28 protein-coding genes are annotated in these 25648 nt (G+C 63.4%); 9 read left to right on the top strand and 19 right to left on the bottom strand.

Annotated elements, in window-relative coordinates; genetic code table 11:
• Nucleotides 1-283 precede the first annotated feature (283 nt).
• Nucleotides 284-763 (top strand): Lrp/AsnC family transcriptional regulator, encoded by a 480-nt coding sequence (locus FHR27_RS25990; protein ID WP_042554872.1) that lies wholly within the window; start codon nucleotides 284-286, stop codon nucleotides 761-763.
• Between the two features lie 70 nt (nucleotides 764-833).
• Here FHR27_RS25990 and FHR27_RS25985 read toward each other — a convergent pair whose 3' ends face one another.
• Entirely contained in the window at nucleotides 834-1010 is a 177-nt protein-coding gene (locus FHR27_RS25985) for a hypothetical protein (RefSeq protein WP_179539946.1), read from the bottom strand.
• A gap of 41 nt (nucleotides 1011-1051) precedes the next feature.
• Here FHR27_RS25985 and FHR27_RS25980 point away from each other — a divergent pair, with 41 nt between their 5' ends.
• The gene (locus FHR27_RS25980) at nucleotides 1052-1450 is read left to right on the top strand and encodes a globin (RefSeq protein ID WP_042554871.1); all 399 of its coding nucleotides are present in this window, start codon (nucleotides 1052-1054) and stop codon (nucleotides 1448-1450) included.
• A 7-nt stretch (nucleotides 1451-1457) separates the two neighbouring features.
• On the opposite strand, the gene FHR27_RS25975 is transcribed toward FHR27_RS25980, so the two are convergent.
• Nucleotides 1458-2069 carry a pseudouridine synthase gene (locus tag FHR27_RS25975; protein ID WP_042554870.1) on the bottom strand — a complete coding sequence of 204 codons (612 nt, stop codon included), beginning with the start codon at nucleotides 2067-2069 and terminating at the stop codon, nucleotides 1458-1460.
• A gap of 34 nt (nucleotides 2070-2103) precedes the next feature.
• On the bottom strand, nucleotides 2104-3045 hold the full coding sequence (locus tag FHR27_RS25970; RefSeq protein ID WP_179539945.1) for a LysR family transcriptional regulator: 942 nt from the start codon (nucleotides 3043-3045) through the stop codon (nucleotides 2104-2106).
• 125 nt (nucleotides 3046-3170) lie between these two features.
• On the opposite strand from FHR27_RS25970, the gene FHR27_RS25965 reads away from it, so the two are divergent.
• Entirely contained in the window at nucleotides 3171-3566 is a 396-nt protein-coding gene (locus FHR27_RS25965; RefSeq protein WP_179539944.1) for a RidA family protein, read from the top strand.
• 127 nt (nucleotides 3567-3693) lie between these two features.
• A complete protein-coding gene (lipA, locus tag FHR27_RS25960) occupies nucleotides 3694-4746 on the top strand; it encodes a lipoyl synthase (protein WP_042554867.1) in 1053 nt (350 codons plus the stop codon).
• A gap of 104 nt (nucleotides 4747-4850) precedes the next feature.
• On the opposite strand, the gene lipB is transcribed toward lipA, so the two are convergent.
• From lipB to FHR27_RS25905, 11 genes are all read right to left on the bottom strand, one after another.
• Entirely contained in the window at nucleotides 4851-5477 is a 627-nt protein-coding gene (gene lipB, locus FHR27_RS25955) for a lipoyl(octanoyl) transferase LipB (RefSeq protein ID WP_179539943.1), read from the bottom strand.
• Entirely contained in the window at nucleotides 5477-5755 is a 279-nt protein-coding gene (locus FHR27_RS25950; RefSeq protein ID WP_179539942.1) for a DUF493 domain-containing protein, read from the bottom strand. Before FHR27_RS25950 ends, lipB begins: the two co-directional genes overlap by 1 nt.
• 68 nt (nucleotides 5756-5823) lie before the next feature.
• On the bottom strand, nucleotides 5824-6999 hold the full coding sequence (locus FHR27_RS25945) for a D-alanyl-D-alanine carboxypeptidase family protein (protein ID WP_179539941.1): 1176 nt from the start codon (nucleotides 6997-6999) through the stop codon (nucleotides 5824-5826).
• A 136-nt stretch (nucleotides 7000-7135) separates the two neighbouring features.
• Complete coding sequence (locus FHR27_RS25940) at nucleotides 7136-8152, bottom strand: septal ring lytic transglycosylase RlpA family protein (RefSeq protein WP_042554863.1); 1017 nt, start codon at nucleotides 8150-8152, stop codon at nucleotides 7136-7138.
• A complete protein-coding gene (gene mltB, locus FHR27_RS25935) occupies nucleotides 8149-9162 on the bottom strand; it encodes a lytic murein transglycosylase B (RefSeq protein ID WP_179539940.1) in 1014 nt (337 codons plus the stop codon). Before mltB ends, FHR27_RS25940 begins: the two co-directional genes overlap by 4 nt.
• Nucleotides 9163-9179: 17 nt before the next feature.
• Nucleotides 9180-10325 carry a rod shape-determining protein RodA gene (gene rodA / locus FHR27_RS25930; protein ID WP_156152742.1) on the bottom strand — a complete coding sequence of 382 codons (1146 nt, stop codon included), beginning with the start codon at nucleotides 10323-10325 and terminating at the stop codon, nucleotides 9180-9182.
• Nucleotides 10326-10327: 2 nt separating this feature from the next.
• Nucleotides 10328-12232 (bottom strand): penicillin-binding protein 2, encoded by a 1905-nt coding sequence (gene mrdA, locus FHR27_RS25925; RefSeq protein ID WP_179539939.1) that lies wholly within the window; start codon nucleotides 12230-12232, stop codon nucleotides 10328-10330.
• A gap of 12 nt (nucleotides 12233-12244) precedes the next feature.
• Entirely contained in the window at nucleotides 12245-12712 is a 468-nt protein-coding gene (gene rlmH, locus FHR27_RS25920) for a 23S rRNA (pseudouridine(1915)-N(3))-methyltransferase RlmH (protein WP_042554860.1), read from the bottom strand.
• A gap of 12 nt (nucleotides 12713-12724) precedes the next feature.
• Nucleotides 12725-13084, bottom strand: a complete 360-nt coding sequence (gene rsfS / locus FHR27_RS25915; RefSeq protein ID WP_179540166.1) for a ribosome silencing factor — start codon at nucleotides 13082-13084, stop codon at nucleotides 12725-12727.
• Nucleotides 13085-13126: 42 nt separating this feature from the next.
• A complete protein-coding gene (gene nadD / locus FHR27_RS25910; RefSeq protein ID WP_042554859.1) occupies nucleotides 13127-13771 on the bottom strand; it encodes a nicotinate-nucleotide adenylyltransferase in 645 nt (214 codons plus the stop codon).
• A complete protein-coding gene (locus FHR27_RS25905; protein WP_179539938.1) occupies nucleotides 13771-15036 on the bottom strand; it encodes a glutamate-5-semialdehyde dehydrogenase in 1266 nt (421 codons plus the stop codon). The genes nadD and FHR27_RS25905 overlap by 1 nt, the downstream gene beginning before the upstream one ends.
• A 266-nt stretch (nucleotides 15037-15302) precedes the next feature.
• Here FHR27_RS25905 and FHR27_RS25900 point away from each other — a divergent pair, with 266 nt between their 5' ends.
• Entirely contained in the window at nucleotides 15303-16619 is a 1317-nt protein-coding gene (locus tag FHR27_RS25900) for a bifunctional DedA family/phosphatase PAP2 family protein (protein WP_042554857.1), read from the top strand.
• Here FHR27_RS25900 and FHR27_RS25895 read toward each other — a convergent pair.
• The 3 genes from FHR27_RS25895 to FHR27_RS25885 are packed head-to-tail and all read right to left on the bottom strand — an operon-like array spanning nucleotide 16613 to nucleotide 18290.
• Nucleotides 16613-17206, bottom strand: coding sequence for an LON peptidase substrate-binding domain-containing protein (locus FHR27_RS25895; RefSeq protein WP_042554856.1), 594 nt, complete (start codon nucleotides 17204-17206; stop codon nucleotides 16613-16615). The two genes, FHR27_RS25900 and FHR27_RS25895, sit on opposite strands and share 7 nt — an antisense overlap.
• Nucleotides 17207-17214: 8 nt before the next feature.
• Entirely contained in the window at nucleotides 17215-17931 is a 717-nt protein-coding gene (locus FHR27_RS25890) for an LrgB family protein (RefSeq protein ID WP_042554855.1), read from the bottom strand.
• On the bottom strand, nucleotides 17928-18290 hold the full coding sequence (locus tag FHR27_RS25885; protein ID WP_042554854.1) for a CidA/LrgA family protein: 363 nt from the start codon (nucleotides 18288-18290) through the stop codon (nucleotides 17928-17930). Before FHR27_RS25885 ends, FHR27_RS25890 begins: the two co-directional genes overlap by 4 nt.
• Before the next feature lie 195 nt (nucleotides 18291-18485).
• Between FHR27_RS25885 and FHR27_RS25880 the strand changes: the two genes are divergently transcribed.
• A complete protein-coding gene (locus FHR27_RS25880) occupies nucleotides 18486-20192 on the top strand; it encodes a C13 family peptidase (protein ID WP_179539937.1) in 1707 nt (568 codons plus the stop codon).
• A 32-nt stretch (nucleotides 20193-20224) separates the two neighbouring features.
• On the top strand, nucleotides 20225-20866 hold the full coding sequence (locus FHR27_RS25875) for a nucleoside-diphosphate sugar epimerase (protein WP_042554852.1): 642 nt from the start codon (nucleotides 20225-20227) through the stop codon (nucleotides 20864-20866).
• A gap of 43 nt (nucleotides 20867-20909) precedes the next feature.
• On the opposite strand, the gene FHR27_RS25870 is transcribed toward FHR27_RS25875, so the two are convergent.
• Entirely contained in the window at nucleotides 20910-22223 is a 1314-nt protein-coding gene (locus FHR27_RS25870; RefSeq protein WP_179539936.1) for a CitMHS family transporter, read from the bottom strand.
• Between the two features lie 199 nt (nucleotides 22224-22422).
• Between FHR27_RS25870 and FHR27_RS25865 the strand changes: the two genes are divergently transcribed.
• Entirely contained in the window at nucleotides 22423-23109 is a 687-nt protein-coding gene (locus FHR27_RS25865) for an SDR family oxidoreductase (RefSeq protein ID WP_179539935.1), read from the top strand.
• A gap of 154 nt (nucleotides 23110-23263) precedes the next feature.
• On the opposite strand, the gene FHR27_RS25860 is transcribed toward FHR27_RS25865, so the two are convergent.
• The gene (locus FHR27_RS25860; protein ID WP_179539934.1) at nucleotides 23264-24367 is read right to left on the bottom strand and encodes a calcium:proton antiporter; all 1104 of its coding nucleotides are present in this window, start codon (nucleotides 24365-24367) and stop codon (nucleotides 23264-23266) included.
• Nucleotides 24368-24522: 155 nt separating this feature from the next.
• Between FHR27_RS25860 and FHR27_RS25855 the strand changes: the two genes are divergently transcribed.
• Nucleotides 24523-25470 carry an adenosine deaminase gene (locus tag FHR27_RS25855; RefSeq protein WP_179539933.1) on the top strand — a complete coding sequence of 316 codons (948 nt, stop codon included), beginning with the start codon at nucleotides 24523-24525 and terminating at the stop codon, nucleotides 25468-25470.
• The last annotated feature ends 178 nt before the right edge of the window (nucleotides 25471-25648 follow it).

The raw sequence follows: 25648 nt of genomic DNA, 5'->3' as shown, positions 1-25648 counted from the left end.
TTTCGTAGATGTCCTGTGCTGGCAATTCTGTCGCCGCTTTCCTCGCCCGCCTGGTTGGGCAGTGCGGACCCGGGTGCCGTGACGACCCGGTGGGGTCGGCGGCGCCAGCTCTCCTGATTGGGCGAGCCGGGTGGACGTGTCGTCCGGGCCTTGAAACTGAGATAAAGCTTACGCCCGACAGCACGACCATAAATTGCAAATATTGCTCGCATAAGCATCACTTGCGCAATTTTGCGTTAATCGATCAATATCTAGCGCAATCAAACGACAAATAAGCCTGACCATGAACAAACTCGACCGCTACGACCTGAACATTCTTGCCGAACTGCAACGCGATGCGACCCTGTCCAATCAGGACCTGGCCGAACGTATCGGCCTCTCCCCCTCCCCCTGCTCGCGACGGGTCAAACAGTTGGAGGATGACGGCTACATCGTGCAGCAGGTCGCCCTGCTCGATCGCAAGAAACTTGGCCTGAGCCTGACCGCCTACGTGCTGATCGGCATGGACCGCCACACGCCCGAGCGTTTCGAGCACTTCCAGGAAGAAATCCGCAAGTGCCCTGAAGTGCTGGAATGCTGTCTGGTCACCGGAATGGACGCCGATTACCAGCTCAAGGTGGTGGTACCCGACATGGATCATTACCAGAAGCTGCTGCTCGGCACCCTGACGCGCATCGATGGCGTTTCCAGCGTGCGCTCGAGCTTCGTGCTGCAGCAGATCCTGTCCAGTACCCAACTGCCGCTCCAGCACTTGCGCAGCTAAAAACCCTACGACCAATAGGGAACTACGCATCGCGGCCTGCCAGCGTGTAATATCCACACGCTTTTTGTGCCTAGGACAGCCCGCGGTACGGCTCGCCTGCGCCCACGGCGACAAGGCCGCGATGGAATCGGAAGCTTTCGAAGAACGGATGATGCCCCTGCTGATCGGCGGCCTGGACGTTGACGAAGCCCCATCGGCGCACCAGCAAGAATGCACCACTACCCACACGCTCAGGAACTAGGCGCACGCCGCCACACCGCTTACTGCCTCGCCCCCATGGAGAAACACATGAACGCTACAGATCGCGTCATGCAGAGTTACGGACGCTGCTGTGCCAGCCCCGCCTTTTTCGACGATTTCTACCGATACTTCCTCGACAGTTCGCCGGCGATTCGCGAGAAATTCGTCAATACCGACATGGCAGCGCAGAAGCTGCTCCTGCGACAGGGCATTCTCAACCTGGTGATGCACGCCCGCGGCATGCCCGACAGCAAATTGCGCGCCCTGGGCTGCACCCATGCGCGGGCAGCCATGGACATCCGCCCGGAGCTTTACGATCTGTGGCTGGAGTCGCTGCTCAAGACCATCATGGAGCATGACAGACAGGCTGACACGGCAACCCTGCAGGGCTGGCGCGAGGTACTGATCAAGGGCATCAGCGTCATCAGGGCCGGATACGATGGCTGACAGAGGTCTAGTGCGTGAGCGTCGCCGGCACTTCCCGCCATTCGCCCGGCTGCAAACCCTCCAGCGACCAGGGGCCGATACGCACGCGCACCAGACGCAGGGTGGGTAACCCCACGGCAGCGGTCATGCGCCGTACCTGACGGTTGCGCCCTTCTCGGATCACCAGCTCCAGCCAGGCAGTCGGTACGCTTTTGCGAAAGCGCACCGGCGGGTTGCGCGGCCACAACTCAGGCTCATCGAGCAGACGGGCGTCGGCTGGCAGGGTCGGCCCATCGTTGAGCTGCACACCCGCTTGCAGTTGCTGTAACTGCTCGGCACTGGGCTCGCCTTCGACCTGCACCCAATAGGTCTTGGCCAGTTTGTGCCGGGGATCGGCGATCCGCGCTTGCAACTGACCATCGTTGGTGAGCAGCAGCAACCCTTCACTGTCGCGGTCCAAACGGCCAGCCGGATACACACCCGGCACCGCGACGAAGTCCTTGAGCGTGGCGCGCCCCTGATCGTCATTGAACTGGGTGAGCACGTCGAATGGCTTGTTCAGCACGATCAGGCGCGACTCGGCAGGCGGTGCCTTGGGCACACGATACGGACGGGACGCAGGGCGAGAAGGTCGGGACATGCAGCGAGGCCATCGAGAAAGCGAAGCGCGCAGTTTAACGCAAAGGATCAGCGCGCCCACTTCGGTCGATGACCGGGGCATGCAGCGCCATCAGTTCGACGACCCAATCCATGAACACCCGCAACTTGGCACTGACGTGACGGTTCGGCGGATAGGCGATGTACATCGGCATCGGCTCGAACTGCCAGCCCTCGAAAACGGCGACCAGCTCGCCGCGCTGCACATGCTCGCGCGACATGTAGTTCGGCAGCCAAAGTACGCCCAGCCCCGCCAACCCGGCAGCCAGGTAGGCGTTACCATCGTCGAGCGCCAGTACGTAACGGCCTTCCACGTCGACGCTTTCACCCTCGCGGTGCATCCGGTAGGAGAACAGCCTGCCGGCCCGCGCCCGCTTGAAACCGACGATACGGTGGTGGCTACCGGCGAGTTGCTGCGGGTGCTGGGGCGTGCCATATCGCTGCAGGTAACTGGGAGCGGCATACACTCCCGACTGCAGGTCGCCGATGCGGCGCGCCATCAGTGACTGGTCGGTGATCTCGCCGCCGCGGATCACGCAATCGACGTTCTCGCCCAGCAGATCGACGAGACGGTCGCTCGCCCCGAGATCGAGCTGGATATCTGGATAACGCGCATGGAAGGCCGGCAATGCCGGCACCAGAATCATCCGCGCGAACGGGCTGGGCACATCCACCCGCAGCCGCCCGCGCGGCATGCTGGTGGCATCCGAGAGACTGGTTTCGGCGTCGTCCATATCGGCCAGCAGGCGCACCACCCGCTCGTAATAGGCGGCGCCATCGGCAGTGACGTTGACCTTGCGCGTCGTACGGTTCAGCAGCCGCACCCGCAGCCGCGCCTCGAGCTGCTGCACCAACTGCGTGACACTGGTCTTGCTCATGTGCAGCGTATCGGCCGCCTTGGTGAAGCTACCGGCCTCCACTACCCGTGCGAAGGCCCTCATCGCGTCGAATCGATCCACTCTGCCACCGCTGATTGTTTGGGTTTGCCAAACAGTGTTGATCGAACTGGCGGGTTTATCCAGCGCAGCAGCATGCCTAGAGTGAACCCATCACTTCAACGGGGCGATTGCCCACAGGAGACGACATGACTACTCGCGACGTGGTTTTCCCCGCCGGCCGTCAGGCCCTTTATGAACGCAACCGCTATTCACCCGCCGTGCGCTCCAATGGTTTGCTGTTCGTATCCGGCCAGGTTGGCAGCCGCCCCGATGGCTCCCCCGAGCCGGATCTGAAAGCTCAGGTTCGCCTGGCCTTCGAGAACCTCAACGCGGTTCTCGAAGCGGCCGACTGCACTTTCGATGACGTCGTCGATGTGACGGTGTTCATCGTCAATCCCGAAGAACGCTTCGAGACCATCTGGGAGGTCGTTCCAGAATACTGGGGCGAGGCACCGCATCCGAACATCACCTGCGTGGGCGTGACTTGGCTGTATGGCTTCCAGTTCGAGATCAAGGTCATCGCCAAGCTGCCAACATCCTGATCGAGGGGGCCGGGGCCGGTAACGGAGCGGACGGTCAGGCGCTCGCCGCAGCGGTGTGTGATACACTTTGCGGCAGCCAAAAGCTGCCCATCCGCCACCGCAGCCCCTACCGGAGCCGAGATTTTCGATGTCCGATACTGCCCCGACCAAACCCGTTGCCAGCGGCGACAAATTCCGTACTGCACAGGGTATTACCGCGATCAAGGACGGCCAGAAGCGCCGCGCCTCGACTGAAGCCAAGGTCTATGAGCCCAAGCCGAGCTGGTTGCGGGTCAAGGCGCCGGGCGGCAGCCGTTTCGAAGCGGTCAAGCGCAACGTCGGCGAGCACCGCCTGAGCACCGTCTGCCAGGAATCCCACTGCCCGAACATGGGTGAGTGCTGGTCCAACGGTACGGCGACGATCATGCTGATGGGCTCGGTCTGCACCCGCGCCTGCCGCTTCTGTGCGGTGGACACCGGTAACCCGAATGGCTGGCTGGACAAGGAAGAGCCACAGAATACCGCCAAGTCGGTGGAGCTGATGGCATTGCGTTATATCGTGCTGACCTCGGTGGATCGCGATGACCTGCCAGATGGTGGTGCCGCGCACTACGCCGCCTGCGTACAGGCGATCAAGGCCAACACACCGCAAGTGGTGGTGGAAGCGCTGACCCCCGATTTCGACGGCGACCTGCCCTCCATCGAGCGCGTGGTGGACTCCGGCCTCGAAGTGTTCGCCCAGAACGTCGAGACGGTCAATCGACTGACCCGTGAAGTACGCGACCCCCGCGCCGGTTACCGCAAGACCCTCGACGTGCTGGCCCACGCCAAGCGCCATCGTCCGGACGTGCTCACCAAAACCAGCCTGATGCTCGGCCTGGGCGAGACCGACGACGAAGTGTTCGAGGCGATGCAGGACATGCGCGCCGTGGGTGTGGATATCCTCACCCTTGGCCAGTACCTGCAACCCACCCGCAATCACCTGCCCGTAAAACGCTGGGTCAGCCCGGACGAATTCAACCGCTTCCGCGAGATCGGCCTGCAGATGGGCTTCATGGAAGTGGCGGCAGGCCCTCTGGTGCGTTCCAGCTATCGGGCGGACAAGGTGTTCGAGAAGAACAACCTGGGCCTGGCAGCACCAGTACCGGTGCCTGGCCAACAGGTCGACACCAGCCTGATTCCGGCGCTGAACGTCAACTGATCACCCGGCTATCGCCACGCTCAATCGTCCATGGCCTGGCGTTGAGCGCAGCGATACCCAGGCAAATCGATCCACGACAGCTGCGCTAGAGCAAAAGCCGCCTGTTAACCCCCATACCCCAGGCGCTGACGAAGAGCCTGCTCGAGACGCTCGGCGACCTCGCCGAAAGTCGGCGGCGTGCCCAACTGATCCCTCAGTTGCGTCATCTTCAAGCCTGCATAGCCGCACGGGTTGATGCGCTGGAACGGGCGCATGTCCATATCGACGTTGAGCGCCAGGCCGTGAAATGAGCAGCCACGGCGCACACGCAGCCCCAGCGAAGCGATCTTGTCGCCATTGACGTAGACACCCGGCGCATCTGCCTTTGGCGCCGCCTCGACGCCGTAGCTCGCCAAAACGTCGACCAGCGCCTGCTCCATGGCACTGACCAACTCACGCACGCCCAGGTCCAGACGACGCAGATCCAGCATCAGGTAGGCCACCAGTTGGCCTGGCCCGTGATAGGTCACCTGCCCACCGCGCTCTACCTGGATCACCGGAATGTCACCAGGCGCCAGCAGATGCTCGGGCTTGCCCGCCTGCCCCTGGGTAAACACCTGCGGATGCTGCAGCAGCCAGATCTCGTCCGGCGTGGCATCGTCGCGCTCGGCAGTCAGGGTGCGCATCGCTTCCAGGGTAGGCAGGTAATCCACCACCCCGAGATGACGCACGATAAGGTCGGCTGCCGCCACTACAGCACCATTTGCACGCGGCCGGTGGCGCGCAGGTCTACATGGATAGACTGCAGCTGCTCGACGCCGGTAGCGGTGATCAGCACCTGCACGGACAGGAAGCGGCCGTTGCGGCTGTCCCGTGTGACCAGAGTGCCAGCATCGAAATCCGGCGCATGGCGCTGGATGACCTCGATCACCATGTCGGTGAAGCCGTCACCGGCCTCGCCGATCACCTTGATCGGGTAGTTCGGGCAGGGGAATTCGATTTTCGGAGCTTGTACGTCGGTATCGGTCATGATGTTCACTGATCCAAAATGAAACGCCCTCGGATCGAGGGCGTTCATCGCAACATGGGGGCGAGCCGTCAGTTAAACAACCCGTAGAAGAACAGTCGAATGCTATCCCACAGGCTGCGGAAGAAGCCACCTTCCTCGACGGCTTCCAACGCCACCAGATCGGCGCTGTGCACCACTTGGTCACCCATCTTCACCTCGACCTTGCCGATCACGTCGCCCTGAGCGATCGGAGCGGTGATCTGCGGGTTGAGGGTCATGCTGGCCTGCAGCTTCTCAAGCTGGCCCTTGGGCAGGGTCAGGGTCAGATCCTGAGCCAGACCAGCCTTGACCTGAGAGGTCTGGCCTTTCCAGACCTGGGCCTGGGCCAGCTCGGTGCCCTTCTGATAGAAGGTGCGGGTTTCGAAGAAGCGGAAACCATAGGTCAGCAGCTTCTGGGTTTCAGCGGCACGAGCACGTTCGCTGTCGGTACCGAATACCGATGTGATCATCCGCGCACCATCGCGCACGGCCGAAGCTACCAGGCAGAAGCCAGCTTCGTTGGTGTGGCCGGTCTTCAGGCCATCGACGGTACGGTCGCGCCACAGTAGCAGGTTGCGATTGGGCTGCTTGATGTTGTTCCAGAGAAACTCTTTCTGCGAGTAGATCGCATAGTGCTCGGCATCTTCATTGATGATGGCGCGCGCCAGGATGGCCATGTCATGGGCACTGGAGTAGTGCTCCGGGTGCGGCAGGCCGGTGGCGTTCATGAAGTGGCTGTTCTTCATGCCCAGGCGTTCGGCGGTGGCATTCATCATGTCCGCGAAGGCGTCTTCACTACCGGCGATGTGCTCGGCGATGGCGATGCTGGCGTCGTTGCCGGACTGAATGATGATGCCATGCAGCAGGTCGTCGACCGTGGCCTGACTGTTCACCGGCAGGAACATGGTGGAACCACCGGAAGCGGCACCACCGGTACGCCAGGCATGCTCACTGATGGTGACCATGTCCTGCTCGCCGATCTTGCCGTTGCGGATTTCCAGGGTGGCGATGTAGGCGGTCATCAGCTTGGTCAGGCTGGCTGGCGGCAGGCGCTCGTCACCGTTGTTCTCGACCAGGATGTTGCCACTGGCACCATCCATCAGCACGTAGGACTTGGCTGCCAGCTGCGGCGGAGCCGGCAGCGGCGCCTGGTTGGCCCAAGCGCTGGAGGCGCCGAGCAACGTAAGTGACAGGAAGATGTGTTGCGCGAAGCTGGTGATTTTCATCCGTCTCTCTAAATCGCTGATGGTCGAACAGGCCCTTGCGGGCAAATATGAACTGTCATCGCCGCACGGTGGCGGCGATTCACTGCTTAGTCAGGCGGCTGGCCAATTAGTTGCCAGTGTCGAAGGGCTACGCCCCTCAGTCCGCCTTGACCAGAGTCGCTTGCCCGAGGTTGGCGACGCGAATGCTGTCTCGCACTCGGTCAGCCTCGCCCTGGCTGTTGATCGGGCCCAGTCGCACGCGGTGCAGTATCTGCTGGTTGCGCACCACTGAGTTGATGAATACCGGGGCACTCACCGACTCGCTCAACTTGGCCTTCAGGAGCTCCGCAGCGTCGGGATTGGCGAAGGCTCCCACTTGGAGATACAGGCCAGACGCTGCGGCTGAAGCGTTTTTTTTTGAGTCGATCTGCACCGGCACGGTGACGGCGGCATGCTGCTGCGGTGGCGGCGAATACTGTTCGACCGGTGCGCTGGCGGCCTGCAACTGGGCAACCTGTGCGGGCTGGACCTTGGCCATCTGCGGCTGCGCCAGCACCATCGGCACCGGGCGGCCTTGCTGAGCCCACCATTCCGCCGGGTCGATGCCTTCGACATGCACCTGGGCGGTGCCCTTTTCCGCATAACCGAGCTTCTTGGCCGCAGCGAAAGACAGGTCGATGATGCGGTCGGAATAGAACGGGCCGCGGTCGTTGACCCGCAGGATCACGGACTTGCCGTTCTCCAGATTGGTCACTCGCACGTAGCTGGGCAGTGGCAGGGTCTTGTGCGCGGCGGTCATGCCGTACAGGTCGTAGGCCTCGCCGTTGGCGGTGGCCTGACCGTGGAACTTGGTGCCGTACCAGGAAGCCGGGCCCGTCGCCTTGTAGCGACGGGCATCGGAGATCGGGTAGTACTGCTTGCCGAACACCACGTAAGGGCTGGCTTTCACCGGGCCGTAATGCGGCATCGGGATGGCGTCCTGAATCTTCGAGACGTCAACGTCCCACCAGGGCGCGCCGTCTTTGTGCGGGCGGTTGAAATCACTTGGACCGGACATTCCCCCACTTGAAGCCTGCACTGGCGACGTGCCTGTCGGCGCGCGACTGGAAGAGCAACTGGCCAGCATCAGCGCAAGGATGCCGCACGCAGCCAGCTTGAACGGCAAACCCGTCATTGATTGGCACCTCGGGCCTGAACCAGCAACTCGGACAACTGATTGACCGCCATGGCGTACATCACACTGCGGTTGTAGCGGGTGATGACATAGAAGTTCGGCTGGCCGATCCAGTACTCGGCACCCTCGGCGCCTTCGAGGCGGAACGCGGTTACCGGCAGATCATCGGCCAATACGTCATTGCTCGACCAGCCCAGCGCGCGCAGCTCGCCTACGTTCTTTTCCGGATCGAGGCCGGCACTCAGGCCCTGCTCGGCCTGATCGCCCTTGACCGTGGCAAGACTAGCCACCGGTTGGCCCGGCTGCCAGTTGTGACGCTTGAAGTAGCTGGCAACGCTGCCGATGGCATCGGTCGGGTTGCTCCAGATATTGATATGCCCGTCACCGTCGAAATCCACCGCATAGGCGCGGAAGCTGCTCGGCATGAACTGCGGCAGGCCCATGGCGCCCGCGTAGGAGCCTTTCAGGCTGGCCGGGTCGACCTGCTCTTCACGGGTCAGCATGAGGAACTCGCGCAGTTCCTTGCGAAAGAACGGTGCGCGTGGCGGGTAGTCGAACGCCAGGGTCGACAGCGCGTCGATCACCCGGTAATTGCCCGTATTGCCACCGTAGGAGGTTTCCACGCCGATGATGGCGACGATGATCTCGGCAGGCACGCCGTATTCTTTCTCGGCACGCGACAGGGCTTCAGCGTGCTCGTTCCAGAACGCCACACCTTTGCTGATGCGTGCGTCGGTAATGAAGATCGGGCGGTATTCCTTCCACGGTTTGACCCGCTCGGCCGGACGCGAAATGGCGTCGAGAATCGCCTGCTTGCGTTCCACACCGGTGAACAGCGTGCTCAGTTGCTCGCTGGCGAAGCCGTAGTCACGGGTCATCTCGGTGATGAATTCGCCGACTTGCGGCGAATTCGCGTACTCGTTGGCAGCCATCGCCTGTGGAGCCCCGAACAGGCCGGCAACCGCCAGCCACTGTGCATGTCGTGCGGCCCAGCCACGCAAAATCTGCATTGAATTCATAACCCCAATCAAGCCTGAGCGATCCACTTACGGTGCGTGTGGATGGACATCAGAATTCCGAAACCCGACAACAACGTAATCAATGACGTGCCGCCATAACTGATGAACGGCAGCGGCACACCCACTACCGGCAACAAACCACTGACCATGCCGATATTGATGAAGACATAGACGAAGAAGGTCATGGTCAAACCACCGGCGAGCAGCTTACCGAACAGTGTCTGCGCTTGCACGGTAATCACCAGACCGCGTGCAATCAACAGAATGTACAAGAGCAGCAACAGACAGACACCAATCAGTCCGAATTCTTCGGCCAGAACGGCAATGATAAAGTCCGTATGGCTCTCCGGCAAAAAGTCCAGGTGCGACTGAGTGCCGAGCAGCCAGCCCTTGCCGAACACCCCACCAGAGCCGATCGCGGCCTTGGACTGGATGATGTTCCAGCCGGCACCGAGCGGATCGCTCTCCGGGTTGATGAAGGTCAGTACGCGGCGCTTCTGGTAGTCATGCATGACGAAGAACCACATGGCCACGGCAATTGGCGCGATGGCTGCGACGGCACCCGCGATCCAGCGCCACTGCAGCCCGGCGATGAACAGCACGAAGGCACCGGAGGCGAGAATCAGCAGCGAGGTGCCGAGGTCGGGCTGCAACAGAATCAGCACGAAGGGGGTGACGATCAGCCCGAGGCTCACGGCCACGTGCTTGAGGTTCGGCGGCAGCGTGCGTTTTGACAGGTACCAGGCCATGGTCGCCGGCATCAGGATCTTCATGAATTCCGACGGCTGGAAGCGGATGACCCCGGGGATGTTGATCCAGCGCGTGGCGCCCATGGCGTTGTGGCCCATGACGTCGACCACCACCAGCAGGCCAACGCCGCACAGGTAGCCCAGCGGTACCCAGCGGGCCATGAAGCGTGGCTCGAACTGGGCGATCACTACCATCGCCACCAGCCCGATACCGAAGGAACTGGCCTGCTTCATCAGCAGATCCAGGTTCTTGCCGCTGGCCGAATAGAGGATGAACAGACTGCCGGTGGCCAGCAGCAACAGCAGCAGCAACAGAATGCCGTCGATGTGCAGACGCTGCAGCAGGCTGGAACGGCGACGCAGAACGTCGTCGGTGGAAAGCGTGCGGTCGAAGCTACCGGTCAGGCTCATGGATGCTTCACCTCTACGTTGAGCGGTGCCGTGGCACCGGGCGGGGCGTATTCGGCCTTGAGCTTACCGGTTTCGTCCAGCAGCCAGGCATCCATCACCTGCTTGACCACGGGCGCGCCGACGCCGGAGCCGGACTCACCGTTCTCGACCATCACCGCGACGACGATCTGCGGATTGTCCGCCGGCGCGAAACCGACGAACAGGGCGTGGTCACGATGGCGTTCCTGCACCTTGCTGCGGTCGTACTTCTCGCCCTGCTTGATGGCCACGACCTGCGCCGTGCCACTCTTGCCGGCGATCCGGTAGGCCGCGGCATCGCCGACCTTGCGCGCCGTACCCCGTGCACCGTGCATCACCGCCTCCATGCCGAGACGCGCGTAATCCCAGTACTTGGGATCGCGCAGCACGATATCAGGAATCGGATCCGGATCATGGGGCAGACTGCCGTCGATGGTCCTCGCCAGGTGCGGGCGAATCCACTTGCCCTTGGTCGCCACCAGCGCGGTGGCCTGGGCCAACTGCAACGGGGTGGCCTGCATGTACCCCTGGCCGATGCCGAGGATCAGCGTCTCACCCGGATACCAGGGCTGACGATAACGCGCTCGCTTCCAGTCCCGCGAGGGCATCAGGCCGGCGGTCTCCTCGAACATGTCCAGAGACACCCGCTGACCAATCCCGAAGCGGGTCATGTAGTCGTGCAGGCGATCGATGCCCATCTTGTGGGCAAGGTCGTAGAAGTAGGTGTCGTTGGACCGCATGATCGCCAGGTTGAGATCCACCCAGCCATCGCCGGTACGGTTCCAGTTGCGGTACTTGTGGCTGTGGTTGGCCAACTGATAGAAGCCCGGGTCGAACACCCGTGAGGTCGGGGTAATGACCCCGGCATCCAGGCCGGCGACCGCCACCATCGGCTTGATGGTCGACCCCGGCGGGTACAGACCACGCAGCACACGGTTATAGAGCGGCCGATCGATGGAGTCGCGCAGCTCTGCATAAGCCTTGAAGCTGATCCCGGTGACGAAGGGGTTGGGGTCGAAACTCGGCTGACTGACCATCGCCAGCACCTCGCCGGTGGACGGCTGGATCGCCACCACCGCGCCGCGTCGACCGCCAAGCGCCTGCTCGGCGACTTCCTGCAAGTGCACGTCGAGGGTCAGCATCACATCCTTGCCAGGCAATGGGTCGGTGCGGTTGAGCACGCGCAGCACGCGGCCGCGGGCGTTGGTCTCGACTTCTTCGTAGCCGACCTTGCCGTGCAACTGGTCCTCGTAGAAACGCTCGATGCCGGTCTTGCCGATATGGTGAGTGCCGCTGTACTCGACCGGGTCGAGCTCCTTGAGCTCACGCTCGTTGATACGCCCCACGTAACCGACCGAATGGGCGAAATGCTCGCGCTGCGGATAGTGCCGCACCAGTTGCGCCACCACCTCGACACCGGGCAGGCGGAACTGATTGACCGCCAGCCGGGCGATCTGCTCCTCGCTGAGCTCGAACAGCACGGGCACCGGCTCGAACGGCCGACGGCCCTGACGCACGCGCCGTTCGAACAGCTCGCGATCGTCGGGGGTGAGCTGCAACACCTCGACGATCACGTCCAGCACCTGCTCCCAGTCACCCGCCCGTTCGCGGGTCAGGCTGAGGCTGAAGCTGGGCCGGTTATCGGCGATGATCACCCCGTTGCGGTCGTAGATCAGCCCCCGGTTGGGCGGAATCGGCTGCACGTGGATACGGTTGTTCTCGGCCAGCGTGGAGTGATACTCGTACTGGATCACCTGCAGGTAATACATGCGGGCGATCAGCACCAGCGTCAGCGCCAGAAACACCGCGCCACCGACCAGCGCGCGCTTGCGAATGAGGCGCGCGTCCTTCTCGTGGTCTTTTAGGCGAATCGGCTGGGGCATCGGGACTGCTGACTACTTGTGATAAGGGTGACCGGACAACACCGTCCAGGCACGATAGATCTGTTCGCCGACCAGTATCCGTACCAGCGGGTGGGGCAAGGTCAGGGGCGACAGCGACCAGCGCTGCTCGCTGCGCGCCTGGACTTCCGGCGCCAGCCCTTCCGGGCCACCGACCATGAGGTTGACGGTGCGTGAATCGAGACGCCACTTGTCCAGTTCGACCGCCAACTGTTCGGTACTCCAGGGTCGCCCTTCGACTTCCAGGGTGACGATGCGTTCCCCGGGCTGCACCTTGGCCAGCATGGCTTCACCTTCCTGGCGGATCATCCGCGCCACGTCGGCATTCTTGCCACGCGTGGTCAGGGGAATTTCCACCAGCTCCAGGGACAGCTCGGACGGCATGCGCTTGGCATACTCCTGCCAGCCATCTTCGACCCAGCGCGGCATGCGCGAGCCGACAGCGATCAGTTTGATACGCACGACCGGCTTACCTTACCCGCGCTCGACGCCTTGCTGCGCGCGGCTCTGCTCGGCACCCTGCCACAGACGCTCGAGGTCGTAGAACTGGCGAGCGGTCGGCAGCATCACGTGAACGACGATATCGCCCAGGTCGAGCAGTGCCCATTCGCCGCTGTCCAGGCCTTCGCTGCCGATCGGCCGCACGCCCTGTTCCTTGGTCTTTTCCAGCACGTTGTCGACCAGCGACTTGACGTGACGGCTCGAGGTACCGCTGGCGATCACCATGTAATCGGTGATGCTGGTCTTCTCGCGCACATCGATGGTGGTGATGTCCTGCGCCTTGATCTCTTCCAGTGCTGCGATGGCCACTTTGACCAGGTCTTCACTGTGCATGGTTTGCTTCGTCATAACTAACTCGTTTGCCTCGTGTTCGATTTACCCACGGTACAGTCCATGGGCATTGATATAAGCCAGCACCGCATCGGGCACCAGAAAGCGCACCGACCGGCCATTCGCCAGTAGCGAACGGATTTGCGTGGCAGACACCGCCAGCGGTGTCTGCCAGATGAAAGAAATCTGCCCCGCCGGCCCGTGCAGCGCCAGCGGGTCGGCGATATTACGCGCTGCCAGCAGGTCACGCAGCGGTTCGCTTGCCTCGCTGTCGGCATCCGGGCGCTGCAACACCAGAATATGGCAGTGGCGCAGCAACTCGTCCCAACGGTGCCAGGCTGGCAAGCCGCAAAAGGCATCCCAGCCCAGAATCAGAAACAACTGGTCGTCCGCTGCCAGCTCGGCACGCAGCGACTCCAGGGTGTCGATGCTGTAGGACGGCTTGTCACGCTGCAGCTCGCGATCGTCCACCCGCAACGATGGCAATCCCGCCACGGCCTGCTCGACCATCGCCAGGCGGTCCTGCGCCCCGACCTGCGGGGTTTCCCGGTGCGGCGGCCGCGCACTGGGGATCAACCGCAACTCATCCAGCCCCATGAACTCGACCACCTCCAGCGCGCCGCGCAGATGGCCGATATGCACCGGATCGAAGGTACCGCCCAACAGCCCGATGCGTTTGCGGTTGGCCATCAGGTGCGCACGTGACCGTCGCCGAATACCACGTACTTCTCGCTGGTCAGCCCTAAAAGACCAACCGGACCACGGGCGTGCAGTTTGTCGGTGGAAATGCCGATCTCCGCGCCCAGGCCGTACTCGAAACCATCGGCGAAACGCGTCGAGGCGTTGACCATCACCGAACTGGAGTCCACCTCGGTAAGGAAACGCCGGGCATCACTGAAGTTTTCGGTGATGATCGCGTCGGTGTGCTGCGAGCCGTAGGTATTGATGTGTTCGATGGCCGCTTCCAGCGAATCGACCACGCGGATCGCCAGGATCGGTGCGTTGTACTCGGCATACCAGTCGTCTTCGCTGGCTTCCAGTACGTCGTTGCCCAGCAGCGAGCGGGTCTGCGCGTCGCCACGCAGCTCGACGCCCTTGTCACGATAGATGGCCGCCAGCGGCGGCAGCACGCGTGCAGCGATATCGGCATGCACCAGCAGGGTTTCCATGGTGTTGCACGGCGAATAGCGCTGAGTCTTCGAGTTGTCGCAGACGCGGATGGCCTTGTCGAGGTCAGCGGCGATATCGACATAAACGTGGCAGACACCATCCAGATGCTTGATCACCGGCACCTTGGCTTCGCGGCTGACGCGCTCGATCAGCCCCTTGCCGCCACGCGGCACGATCACATCGACGAATTCCGGCAAGGTGATCAGCGCGCCCACGGCGGCGCGGTCGGTGGTTTCCACGACCTGTACCGCACTGGCCGGCAAGCTGGCTTCTGCCAGGCCAGCCTGGATACAGCGGGCGATGGCCTGATTGGAATGAATGGCCTCGGAGCCGCCCCGCAGAATGGTGGCGTTGCCGGACTTCAGACACAGGCTGGCCGCATCGATGGTCACATTGGGCCGCGACTCGTAGATGATGCCGATCACGCCCAGCGGCACGCGCATCTTGCCGACCTGAATGCCGGACGGCAGATAACGCATGCCCTGGATCTCGCCAATGGGATCGGGCAGCGTGGCAACCTGACGCAGGCCTTCGATCATGCTGTCGATGACCTTGGGGGTCAGCGCCAGACGATCGAGCATGGCCGGCTCCAGGCCGTTGGCACGGCCAGCGGCGAGATCCCGTTCATTGGCCGCAACCAGCTCGGCGCGCGAGGCGTCGAGTGCGGCGGCGGCGGCCTGCAGGGCCTGGTTCTTCTGTGCGGTGCTGGCCCGCGCGAGCACGCGCGAAGCCTGGCGGGCGGCACGGCCCAGGCGGGTCATGTAGTCAAGCACGGACTCGGTCATGGCAACTCAGGTCTGGCAGTTGGAAAAAGTTGCTGATTATAGCGGTCATGCCGCTCCGCGCACAGCGGCGCCTGGCAGATGGTTGTTTCCAGCTGCAAGCGGCGAGCCGAAGCCGATTGCGACATACGCGCATCTGCCTCTCTGCCGGGCCTTGTTGCTATGATCGCCCGCGCCAGCCCGGCCATCCATGACGTACATGGCGAAGGAACCGCTTTTCGGATGGATGGGTCGAAGGCTGCGATTTCTCATTTATAAGGTGTCCATACATGGGCGAGTGGCTCGATAGTCTGACTACCTGGCTTGCGGCCAACCCGCAATGGCTGGGCCTGGCGATCTTCCTGATCGCCTGCATCGAATGCCTGGCCATCGCCGGCATCATCGTTCCCGGCACCGTACTGCTGTTCGCCGTCGGCGTGATGGCCGGCAATGGCGCCCTGAGTCTGTGGGAAACCCTGGCGCTGGCGTACTTCGGCGGCCTGCTTGGCGACGCCATTTCCTATGCCCTGGGTCGTTACTTCCACCAGGACATCCGGCGCCTGCCGGGCCTGCGCAGCCATCCGCAGTGGCTCAGCGGCGCGGAAACCTACTTCGAACGCTATGGTGTCGCCAGCCTGTTGCTCGGCCGCTACATAGGCCCGCTGCGGCCGATGCTGCCGATGGTCGCTGGCATGCTGAGCATGCCGATCGGCCGCTTCATCGCCGTCAGCATGCTCGCCGCCGCAGGCTGGGCAGTCGCCTACCTGGTGCCGGGCTGGGCCGCCGGCGCCGCCTTGCGCCTGCCGCTGCCCGAGGGCTTCTGGCCCCAGGCCGCGGTGGTCGCCGCAGGCCTGGCACTGCTGCTGGTACTGACCATCCAGAGCAGCCTGCGCGAACAGCGACAGGCCAGCCTGATCGCGGCGGGCCTTGGCACCATTCTGCTGATCGCCCTGTTCATCGGCTGGCCGCATCTGATCCAGCTGGATCAGGGCCTGATGACGCTGATCCAGGAAGAGCGCAACCCGCGCTTCGACTACGTAGCGGTGGCGATCACTCACTTCGGCGACTTCGACGTGCAGCTGGCGGTCGCCGCCCTGCTCTGCGTGTTGCTGCTGCTTGCCCGCAAATGGCAGGCTCTGCTGTTCGCAGGCGGCGCCATGCTCAGCACCGCCCTGGCCAATGGCACCCTCAAGGGGCTGTTCGAGCGCGCGCGCCCTGAAATCCTGCTCGAGCCCCTGCACACCTACAGTTTCCCCAGCGGACACAGTTCGGCGGCCTTCGCATTCTTCCTGGCCACCGCCGTGCTCGCTGGCCGTGGGCAACCTGCGCGCCTGCGCCTGACCTGGATACTGCTCGCCTGCCTGCCGGCACTCAGCATCGCCCTGTCGCGGGTCTATCTGGGCGTTCACTGGCCGAGCGACATCATCGCTGGCGCCCTGCTGGCCAGCAGCCTGTGCGCAATGAGCCTGGCGCTGATGCAGCGTTTCGCCTCGCTGCCTCCGCTGCCAGCCAAGGTCTGGTGGATGATCGTGCCAAGCTGCGCCCTGCTGCTCACCAGCATGGCGCTGTGGCGAATGTCGGAAGGTGTGGAGATCTACCGTTATTGAGCCGGACCGTCGCCCTGCAGTTGCTCGACCAGTTCCTGCAGCATGTCCAGCCGCCGAGTGGCGTCTGGCTCGGCCAGCAAGGCGATTTTCTGCTCAGCACTGAACGGCAGTAGATAGCCGAGCTTGTCGGCCAGTTCGGCCTGGCTGTCGGCGCTGCCGCCCATGTCCAGGCTGGCGACCATCGGGTGCTCGGCCAGGGCGCCCAGCAGTGCCAGCAGGTCGGCGTGTTCCTCGTCCAGCGGGCGCTGGGGCTGCTCTTCGAGCCACTCGATCCGAGCCAGCGTCAGTTTGTCCGGCAGCACCTGAGCCTGATTGACGCGAAACCGTCGGCCGCCCTGCACGCGAATGCCCAGCAGGCCATTGGGGCGCTGCTGGAAATCACTGATGATCGCTTCGCAGCCCACCTGCGCGATGCGCTCGGCAGCGTCGCCCACCTCGGCCCCCTCGACGATGCACACCACGCCGAAGCCTTCGCCCTGCTTCATGCAGCGGCTGATCATGTCCAGATAGCGTGCTTCGAATATCTGCAGATCCAGCACGCAGCCGGGAAACAGAACGGTATGCAGTGGAAACAGGGGTAGGGTCATTGCGGTTCTCAATTCAGGAAGACGATAGCCAATGGCAGCAGGATGGCCGTGAACACGCCCATCAGGCTCATGGCCAGAGCCGCGAAGGCGCCACATTCCTCGCTTTCCTGCATGGCTCGCGAGGTGCCGACCGCATGGGCGGTCATGCCCAGGGCCATGCCCACGGCGGCGTGGTGATGGACGCCACACCAGCGCAGCAGCGACGGCCCGATGATCGCCCCCAGCACGCCGGTGATCATCACGAACACCGCGGCCAGCGCTGCCAAGCCGCCGATCTGGCTGGCCACCAGCATGGCGATTGGCGAGGTCACCGACTTGGGCGCCATGCTCATCAGCATGTTGTGCTCGGCACCCAGCATCCAGGCCAGCGCGACACCGAGGACGGTAGCGACCACCCCGGCGATCAGCAGGGTCAGCACGGTGGGCCAGAATACCTGACGGATACGTCGCAGGTTGAGGTACAGCGGCACGGCCAGCGCGACGGTGGCAGGGCCCAGGAAAATGGTCAGCGCCTCGGCACCGCTCTTGTACTCGCTGAAGGTCAGCCCACAGAGCAGCAGAATGGCGATGACCAGCAGGGTCGATACCAGTACCGGCTGCAGGAATACCCAGCGGGTCTTCTCGTAAGCAGCGATAGCCAGTTGATAGGCGCCGAGGGTGATGCCGGCGCCGAACAGCGGGTGGTGGGTGACGGCCATCCAGGCGCCGTGCCAGTCGAGCGTCATCCCTCCCCCCGGCGGCGCGTCTGGCGCTCGATCAGTTTCTGCATCATCCAGCCGGCGAACACCAGGGACAGGATCAAGGAAAGCACCAGCGCACCGATCACCGCCCAGAAGTCGGCGACGATCGCCTCCGCGTAGGCCATCACCCCGACGGCAGGCGGCACCAGCAACAGCGGCAGGTACTTGAGCAGGCTGCTGGCGGCCTGCTGGATCGGCTCGTCGACCTGACCACGACAAAGCAGAAACACCACCAGCAGCAGCATGCCGAGAATCGGCCCTGGCAGCATGGGCAGGAACAGCGCATTGATCGCCGTGCCGAGCAGTTGGCACAGCACCAGCCAGAACAGGCCACGAAGCAGCATGAAGACTCCCCTCAGACGCTGGGCAGGTGCCCCAAGCGGGACGCACCACCCTACAAGGCGGCCATTATAGGCAGGTAACGGCGGCGGCTTAACAGTGGCCGTGACTCATCGGCAGGGGCGCCCTGGCTGCCTGGGCGTGGGCGGACGCTTTGCGGCATACTGGCCGCATCGCTCATCTGACCTGGACGTCCCCGCATGTTTCGCCTCGCGCCCCTGGCTCTGGTTCTCTCCCTCGCCGCCTGCAGCCAGAGCACGCCCCTTCTACCCCCCGATGCGACGCTGCCGGACGGTTCGCGCTATCACGGCAATGTGGTCGACGGCCTGCTACAAGGCAAGGGCCGTCTGGATTACCCCGACGGCAGCTGGTTCACCGGATACTTCCTCGACGGCCTGCGCCACGGTAGCGGTGAATGGCACGGCGCCAGTGGCGAGCATTATGTCGGCGAATTCGCCGCAGGCACCTTCGAGGGCCAGGGCACGCTGAAGCGCGCAGACGGCAGCCGCTATAGCGGCGGCTTCGCCAAGGGTCGCTTCAGTGGCGAAGGCACGCTGGAGGAAGCCGGACAGACTTACCGTGGGCAGTTCCGCGATGGCCGCTTTCACGGTCTGGGTACGCTCGAACAAGCCGACGGCAGCCGATTTCAGGGCCAGTTCGTAAAAGGCCTGCCCGACGGCCAGGGCGTGCATCAGGACGAACTCGGCAATCAGCTCTCTGGCCACTTCGTGGGTGGAGAACTCAAGGGCGACGGCAACTACCAGGGCAGCGACGGCGACAGCTACGACGGCGAACTGCGCAACAGCCTGTTCCACGGCAATGGCCGCTACCAGAGCGCAGCGGGCAATGTCTGGAGTGGCACCTTCGCTGAGGGCGCGCTCAACGGCAAGGGCGAGTACAACGGCGCCGATGGCGAGCGCTACCAGGGGCAGTTCAAGGAGTGGCGTTATCAGGGCGAAGGTCACCTTCAGCAGCCTGATGGCAGCCGCTTCGACGGCGGCTTCGCCAACGGCCGCTTCCATGGCGAAGGCACCCTGACCCTGGCCGACGGCAGCCGCCAGCAAGGCACTTGGCGGCGCGGCCTGCGCGTGCGTGACGAAAACGGCCAGGCCCTGCCGGACCCGCTGGAAATCGGCCTGCTGAAACAGGGCGAATTGCTCGACCAGGCCATCGCCGCACTGCCAGCGTCCACTCCACGCAGCGAACTCTACGCCCTGACCCTGGCCGGCGACGGCAAGCAGAGCGTGTTCCTGCGCGAGGCCGACTACGTCGCCGACCTGCTCGCAGGGCGCTTTTCCGCCTATGGCCGCATCACCCTGGCCAACCACCGCGATCACCTGGCAGACCGCCCGCTGGCAACCCGGGAAAACCTGCGCCGCGCGGTACGCGCCATCGCCGAACGCAGCGGTCCGGAAGACCTGGTGTTCATCTACCTGACCAGCCACGGCTCGCGGGGCCATGAACTGAACCTGGATCAGCCACGCCTGCAACTGGCCGACCTGCCCGCCGACGAGCTGGCGACACTGCTGCAACCGCTGGCCGACCGCCACAAGGTGGTGGTGATTTCCGCCTGCTACTCCGGGGGCTTCATCCCCGCCCTGAAGGACGACAAGACCCTGCTGATGACCGCTGCACGGGCTGACCGGGTGTCGTTCGGCTGCTCGGAAGAAGCCGACTTCACCTATTTCGGCCGCGCGCTGTTCGCCGAAGCCCTGCAGGAGACAGACGACCTGCAACGCGCCTTCGAGCTGGCCAGCGCTGCCGTCGCCAAACGCGAGCAAGCCGACGGTTTCGAGCCGTCCGAGCCGCAGATATGGGCGCCGCCTGCCGTACTGGAGCACTGGAATGCCCTGCGTCGACAGCAAAGCGAAGCGGCCTTGAACGATAAATCCGCCGCCGCCCTCTAAACTACGTATCGAACAGCAGTCGAGGATCGACCATGTATCTGACCCCCCAGCACATTCTTCTGGCAGGCGCCTCCGGCATGACCGGCGAACACCTGCTCGACCGTTTGCTCAACGAACCGACCGTAGAGCGTGTGCTGGCCCCGAGTCGCAGGCCGCTGGCCGAACATCCCCACCTGGAAAACCCGGTCGGGGAACTGCTCGAGCTGCTGCCCACGCTGGATGGCACCGTGCACACGGCGTTCTGCTGCCTGGGCAGCACCATCAAACAGGCGGGTTCGCAGGATGCCTTCCGGGCGGTCGATCACGACCTGGTTGTGGCTTTCGGCAAGCGCGCCCTGGAACTGGGCGCGCGGCACTTAGTGGTGGTCAGCGCGATTGGCGCGGACCCGCGCTCGTCGGTGTTCTACAACCGCATCAAGGGCGAAACCGAAGAAGCGTTGAAGGCCCAGGGCTGGCCGCAACTGACCCTGGCCCGCCCCTCCCTGCTGCTTGGCCCACGCAACGAGTTCCGCCTCGGTGAACGCCTGGCGGCGCCCTTCATGCGCTGGCTGCCAGGCAAGCACCGCGCCATCGAAGTGACCGCCCTCGCCCGCGCGTTGTGGCGCCTGGCTCTCGAAGAAGGTGAAGGATTGCGAGTGGTCGAGTCGGACGAACTGCAGCGTCTCGGCCGCTGACCGGCTGGATGGGATGGCGCCGCACAGGCGGCGCCACATTCCCTCAGAACAATCCCAGCACCCATGCAACGCCAAGCAACAACAGCGAGAAGATCCACATCCACCAGAAGGAATAGCGGATGTGCTGGCCCATCTCCAGGCGAGCCAGGCCCAGTGCCAGCCACAAGGCCGGCGAGAACGGGCTGATGAAGGTGCCGATGATGTTGCCGATCATCAGCGCGTAGACCACGCTGGCGGCTTCCACGCCATGGCTGTCGACCACTTCCAGTACCACGGGCAGCAGGCCGAAGTAATAGGCGTCGGTGCTGAGCAGGAACTCCATGGGCAAGCCGAAGAACCCCAGAATCAGGTGCAGTTGCCCGACCATGGGCTCGGGCAGCACCTTGACCAGATCCTGGGCGATCGAAGACAGCATTCCGGTGCCAGCCAGAATGCCGAGCATCGAGCCTGCTGCCAGAATGATCATGCCCATGCTCAACGCCGCCGGGGAATGCGCGGCGATGCGCTGCATCTGCAGCTTGCCGTTCGGGTAGTTGATCAGCAGCGCCAGGCTCAGGCCGATCATGAACACGTAGCCTGCTGGCAGGATGCCGGTGAACAATGACACCAGCACGCACAGGAACAGACCGGCATTGATCCACATGCGCCCCGGTCGCTCGAGGGCAAGCTCTTCTGCGCTGATCTCGCCGGGGTTGCCGGTGTGATCATTTTCGCCATCCTCGATAAGGGTGCCGCCAGTGCTGGCGATACGGCGCTGCTCGCGCCAGCCCAGCAAGGCCGCCATCACCACCAGCAGCACCACCCCGACGCCCTGGACGGCGATCAGCGGCCGCCACAGTTCGGTGACCTCGATACCGGTGACCGCTGCCGCACGCCCCAGCGGGCCCGCCCAGGGCACCATATTGAGGATACCGGCGCCGATGGCCAGCAGCATCAGCATCAGATACGGACTCATGCGCAACTGCTTGTACAGCGGCAGCAGCGCAGGAATGGTCAGCAGGAAGGTGGTCGCCCCGGCACCATCGAGGTGCGCGAGCATGCCAATGATGGCGGTAGCGACGGCAACGGCGATCACATTGCCGCGAGTCAGTTTGACCATGAAACCGATGATGGGCCGGAACAGCCCCGTGTCCTGCATCACGCCGAAAAAAGTGATGGCGAAGATGAACATGGTGGCGATGGTGATCACTCGACCTACGCCGTCGGTGAAGAACACCGAGATTTCCGTCGGCCCGAAGCCGGCACAGAAAGCCCCCAGCAGCGGCACCACGATCAATGGCAGTACGGGCGACATACGCCCACTCAGCAGCAGTGCAACCAGACTGAAGATGGTCAACAGGCCAATCAGGGTCAACAAACCGATTTCTCCTCTTTTTCTTGTGTGAGTCGGTGCGGGCACGGACACGAGGCGCGGACTCTAGAAAGCCAACCTTTCGCGAACCTTTATGATCGGCTTATCTAAGCCCATGATTTGTCAGTGAATATGTAGCAACCAGAGGTAACACTTCACTGTACTTGCTAAGCTGGACGCCCTTGCCAACCCGTGGAGTTTCCTCATGCCCTCTAACAGGACTGCCTTGATCATCGGTGCCTCCCGCGGCATCGGCCTGGGCCTGGTGCGCCAGTTGCACGCCGACGGCTGGCAGGTCACCGCCACGGTGCGTGATCCCGCCCGGGCCATCGATCTGCAGGCACTGCAAGGCGTGCAGATCGAGTCACTGGATATCGACGACGCGGCCGCGCTGCGGCTGCTGACGCAGCGGCTGAGCGGGCAGGTGTTCGATCTGCTGTTCGTCAACGCCGGGATTCTCGGCCCGAGCCACCAGTGCGCTGCGGCCGCGACGGCTGAAGAACTGGGCCAGCTGTTCCTGACCAACGTGGTGGCGCCGATTCGCCTGGCCGAGAAGCTGGTGGGTCAGCTGCGACCACAGACCGGGGTGCTGGCGTTCATGAGCTCGGGGCTGGGCAGCGTGGCCAATCCGGAGGGCAATAACCTGGCGCTGTACAAGGCCAGCAAGGCGGCGCTGAACTCGCTGACCAACAGCTTCGTCTGCGAATTGCCGGAACCGCGCCCGACGGTGCTGTCACTGCACCCGGGCTGGGTGAAGACCGACATGGGCGGCGATGGCGCCATGGTTGAAGTGGTCGACAGCTGCCGCGGTCTGATCGAGCAGGTAGAACGCTTTGCCGGCCAGGGCGGCCACCACTTCGTCGACTATCAGGGTCAGAAGATCGATTGGTAATGACCATGACTTGATGGGGCTGGCGCCCATCCTTGTATTTCGACCGTAGGAGCGGGCCATGCCCGCGAATCTATCGCGCGCATGGCCCGCTCCCGCGGGATACGAGGCTGGCTTCAGGGGCGCGATCCATCAATACCGCGACAAAGACACCAACCTAAAGCCCCAACATCGCCAACATGATGAACGTGGCGAACAGCACGAAGTGGGTCATGCCCTCGATGGCGTTGGTTTCACCGTCGTTGAGGTTGATGGCGCAGACGATCAGGGTGATGAACACCATCACCGTCTGCACGGGGGTCATGGCCATCTGGAACGGCTGGCCACTGTACAGCGCCATCGCTTCCATCACGGGCACGGTGAGAATCACCGTCGACAGCGACGCACCGAGGGCGATGTTGACCACCGACTGCATGCGGTTGGCCAGCGCTGCCCGCAATGCGGTGAGAATTTCCGGCGCTGCGGAAATCCCCGCCACCACGATGGCGGTCAACACCGGTGGTGCGCCGGTACCTTCGAGGCCCACGTCCAGGGCCTGGGACATCACCTCGGCAAGCACGCCGATCACCACGACGCCAAACACCAGCACGCCCACCGACCAGGCGACGTTGACCTGCGACTCGCCGGCCCCGTGGCCGTCGCCGCCGCCGCCGCCGCGATTCTTCTTCTCCGGGTAGCTGTAGCTGAAGAAGTAACTGTGCGGGCCTACCTGCATGCGCAGGAACACGGCGTAGAGCACCAGCATGGCGCCGATGGTGAACACCGAGTACGCCTTCCAGTCCGACTCGGGAATGAACTCGGGCACGACCATGGAAATGCCCATGGCGGTGAGGATCATCACGCTGTAGCTACGTGCCGAGTCGTCGTTGTACGGCTGCTCGCCGTGCTTGATGCCTCCCATCAGCGCAGCCAGACCGAGGATGCCGTTGATGTCGAGCATCACTGCCGAATAGATGGTGTCGCGCACCAGCGTCGGCGACGCCTCATTGCTCATCATGATCGCCAGAATCACCACCTCGACCAGTACCGCCGAGAGGGTGAGGATCATGGTGCCGTACGGATCGCCGACCCGTTCCGCCAGTTGCTCGGCGTGGTGAGCGACGCGCAGAGACGCGCAGACGATGGCACCGATCAGCGCGATCGCAGCGATCAGGGCAACACCCTGGCCATGCCCCAACAGCGCGTGCTCCAACGGCAGCGCGATGAGCGCGGCGAGTACGGCCAGCAGCAGCCAGTATTCCTGCTTGATGGCATTGAACATGGGCGATTCCTTTCAGAGAGGGGCAGATCGATCCTGCTCCGACTGCAACATCCTGTAAATAATTCAACCCACGTACCGCTCGGGCGTCTCGATGCCGCAAGGCCGCGCCCGTGGGGTTAAACTTCGCGGCCATGTTTGATGAACGAGATTGTCCCATGTACGACTGGCTCAACGCCCTGCCAAAGGCCGAACTGCACCTGCACCTGGAAGGCTCTCTGGAGCCCGAGCTGCTGTTCGCCCTGGCCGAGCGCAACCGCATCGCCCTGCCCTGGAACGATGTCGAGGCGCTACGCGCGGCTTACGCCTTCAACAACCTGCAGGAATTTCTGGATCTGTACTACCGCGGTGCCGACGTGCTGCGCACCGAGCAGGATTTCTACGACCTGACCTGGGCCTACCTGCTCAAGTGCAAGGCACAGAACGTGGTGCACACCGAACCGTTCTTCGACCCGCAGACCCACACCGACCGCGGCATACCCTTCGAAGTGGTGCTGCGCGGCATCAAGCAGGCGCTGGTCGATGGCGAGAAGCAACTGGGCATCAGCCATGGTCTGATCCTCGCCTTCCTGCGCCACTTGCCTGAAGAGCAGGCCTTCCAGACTCTGGAGCAGGCCATGCCGTTTCGTGACGCCTTCATCGGCGTCGGCCTGGACAGTTCGGAGAAAGGCTTCCCGCCGCGGCTGTTCGAGCGGGTGTTCGCCAAGGCCCGCAGTGAAGGCTTGCACGCGGTGGCCCACGCCGGCGAGGAAGGCCCGCCCGAGTACATCTGGGAAGCGCTGGACCTGCTCAAGATCGAACGCATCGACCACGGCGTGCGCGCCAGCGAAGACGAGCGCCTGATGCAGCGCATCATCGACGAGCAGATCCCGCTGACCGTCTGCCCGTTGTCCAACACCAAACTCTGCGTGTTCGAGCACATGGGCCAGCACAACATCCTCGACATGCTCGAGCGTGGCGTGAAGGTCACGGTCAATTCCGACGACCCGGCCTACTTCGGCGGCTACGTCACCGAAAACTTCGCCGCCCTGCACGAGGGTCTGGGCATGAGCGAAGACCAGGCCAAGCGCCTGGCGCAGAACAGCCTGGATGCTCGACTGGTGTGAAACGTCGCTCAGCCGCCGTGTAGGGTGGACGACGCTTTTATCCGTCCACTGTGGATAGTCAGGATTACCGTGTTGCTTTTGCCTTCAGTTCCGCTCTGACGAGCGGGTTTCTTTTGGCATTGCCCCAAAAGAAACCAAAAGGTCTAGCCCCGACATCCGGCCCCGGCTTCGCCGGGGT

Source organism: Pseudomonas flavescens (assembly GCF_013408425.1).
GTDB lineage: Bacteria > Pseudomonadota > Gammaproteobacteria > Pseudomonadales > Pseudomonadaceae > Aquipseudomonas > Aquipseudomonas fulva_A.
Note: the sequence above shows the minus strand (reverse complement) of the source record. Positions and strands in the feature narration are given on the sequence as shown.

What these genes read in the sequence shown, in the direction of transcription:
- rsfS (WP_179540166.1), bottom strand. Translation starts at nt 13,084, where the DNA reads ATGCACAGTGAAGACCTGGTCAAAGTGGCCATCGCAGCACTGGAAGAG.
- FHR27_RS25880 (WP_179539937.1), top strand. Translation starts at nt 18,486, where the DNA reads ATGTTTCGCCTCGCGCCCCTGGCTCTGGTTCTCTCCCTCGCCGCCTGC.
- FHR27_RS25895 (WP_042554856.1), bottom strand. Translation starts at nt 17,206, where the DNA reads ATGACCCTACCCCTGTTTCCACTGCATACCGTTCTGTTTCCCGGCTGC.
- FHR27_RS25950 (WP_179539942.1), bottom strand. Translation starts at nt 5,755, where the DNA reads ATGACCGATACCGACGTACAAGCTCCGAAAATCGAATTCCCCTGCCCG.
- FHR27_RS25865 (WP_179539935.1), top strand. Translation starts at nt 22,423, where the DNA reads ATGCCCTCTAACAGGACTGCCTTGATCATCGGTGCCTCCCGCGGCATC.
- lipA (WP_042554867.1), top strand. Translation starts at nt 3,694, where the DNA reads ATGTCCGATACTGCCCCGACCAAACCCGTTGCCAGCGGCGACAAATTC.
- FHR27_RS25900 (WP_042554857.1), top strand. Translation starts at nt 15,303, where the DNA reads ATGGGCGAGTGGCTCGATAGTCTGACTACCTGGCTTGCGGCCAACCCG.
- FHR27_RS25890 (WP_042554855.1), bottom strand. Translation starts at nt 17,931, where the DNA reads ATGACGCTCGACTGGCACGGCGCCTGGATGGCCGTCACCCACCACCCG.
- FHR27_RS25905 (WP_179539938.1), bottom strand. Translation starts at nt 15,036, where the DNA reads ATGACCGAGTCCGTGCTTGACTACATGACCCGCCTGGGCCGTGCCGCC.
- nadD (WP_042554859.1), bottom strand. Translation starts at nt 13,771, where the DNA reads ATGGCCAACCGCAAACGCATCGGGCTGTTGGGCGGTACCTTCGATCCG.
- FHR27_RS25875 (WP_042554852.1), top strand. Translation starts at nt 20,225, where the DNA reads ATGTATCTGACCCCCCAGCACATTCTTCTGGCAGGCGCCTCCGGCATG.
- FHR27_RS25965 (WP_179539944.1), top strand. Translation starts at nt 3,171, where the DNA reads ATGACTACTCGCGACGTGGTTTTCCCCGCCGGCCGTCAGGCCCTTTAT.
- FHR27_RS25980 (WP_042554871.1), top strand. Translation starts at nt 1,052, where the DNA reads ATGAACGCTACAGATCGCGTCATGCAGAGTTACGGACGCTGCTGTGCC.
- FHR27_RS25975 (WP_042554870.1), bottom strand. Translation starts at nt 2,069, where the DNA reads ATGTCCCGACCTTCTCGCCCTGCGTCCCGTCCGTATCGTGTGCCCAAG.
- mrdA (WP_179539939.1), bottom strand. Translation starts at nt 12,232, where the DNA reads ATGCCCCAGCCGATTCGCCTAAAAGACCACGAGAAGGACGCGCGCCTC.
- mltB (WP_179539940.1), bottom strand. Translation starts at nt 9,162, where the DNA reads ATGCAGATTTTGCGTGGCTGGGCCGCACGACATGCACAGTGGCTGGCG.
- FHR27_RS25945 (WP_179539941.1), bottom strand. Translation starts at nt 6,999, where the DNA reads ATGAAAATCACCAGCTTCGCGCAACACATCTTCCTGTCACTTACGTTG.
- FHR27_RS25860 (WP_179539934.1), bottom strand. Translation starts at nt 24,367, where the DNA reads ATGTTCAATGCCATCAAGCAGGAATACTGGCTGCTGCTGGCCGTACTC.
- FHR27_RS25940 (WP_042554863.1), bottom strand. Translation starts at nt 8,152, where the DNA reads ATGACGGGTTTGCCGTTCAAGCTGGCTGCGTGCGGCATCCTTGCGCTG.
- FHR27_RS25855 (WP_179539933.1), top strand. Translation starts at nt 24,523, where the DNA reads ATGTACGACTGGCTCAACGCCCTGCCAAAGGCCGAACTGCACCTGCAC.
- FHR27_RS25885 (WP_042554854.1), bottom strand. Translation starts at nt 18,290, where the DNA reads ATGCTGCTTCGTGGCCTGTTCTGGCTGGTGCTGTGCCAACTGCTCGGC.
- FHR27_RS25990 (WP_042554872.1), top strand. Translation starts at nt 284, where the DNA reads ATGAACAAACTCGACCGCTACGACCTGAACATTCTTGCCGAACTGCAA.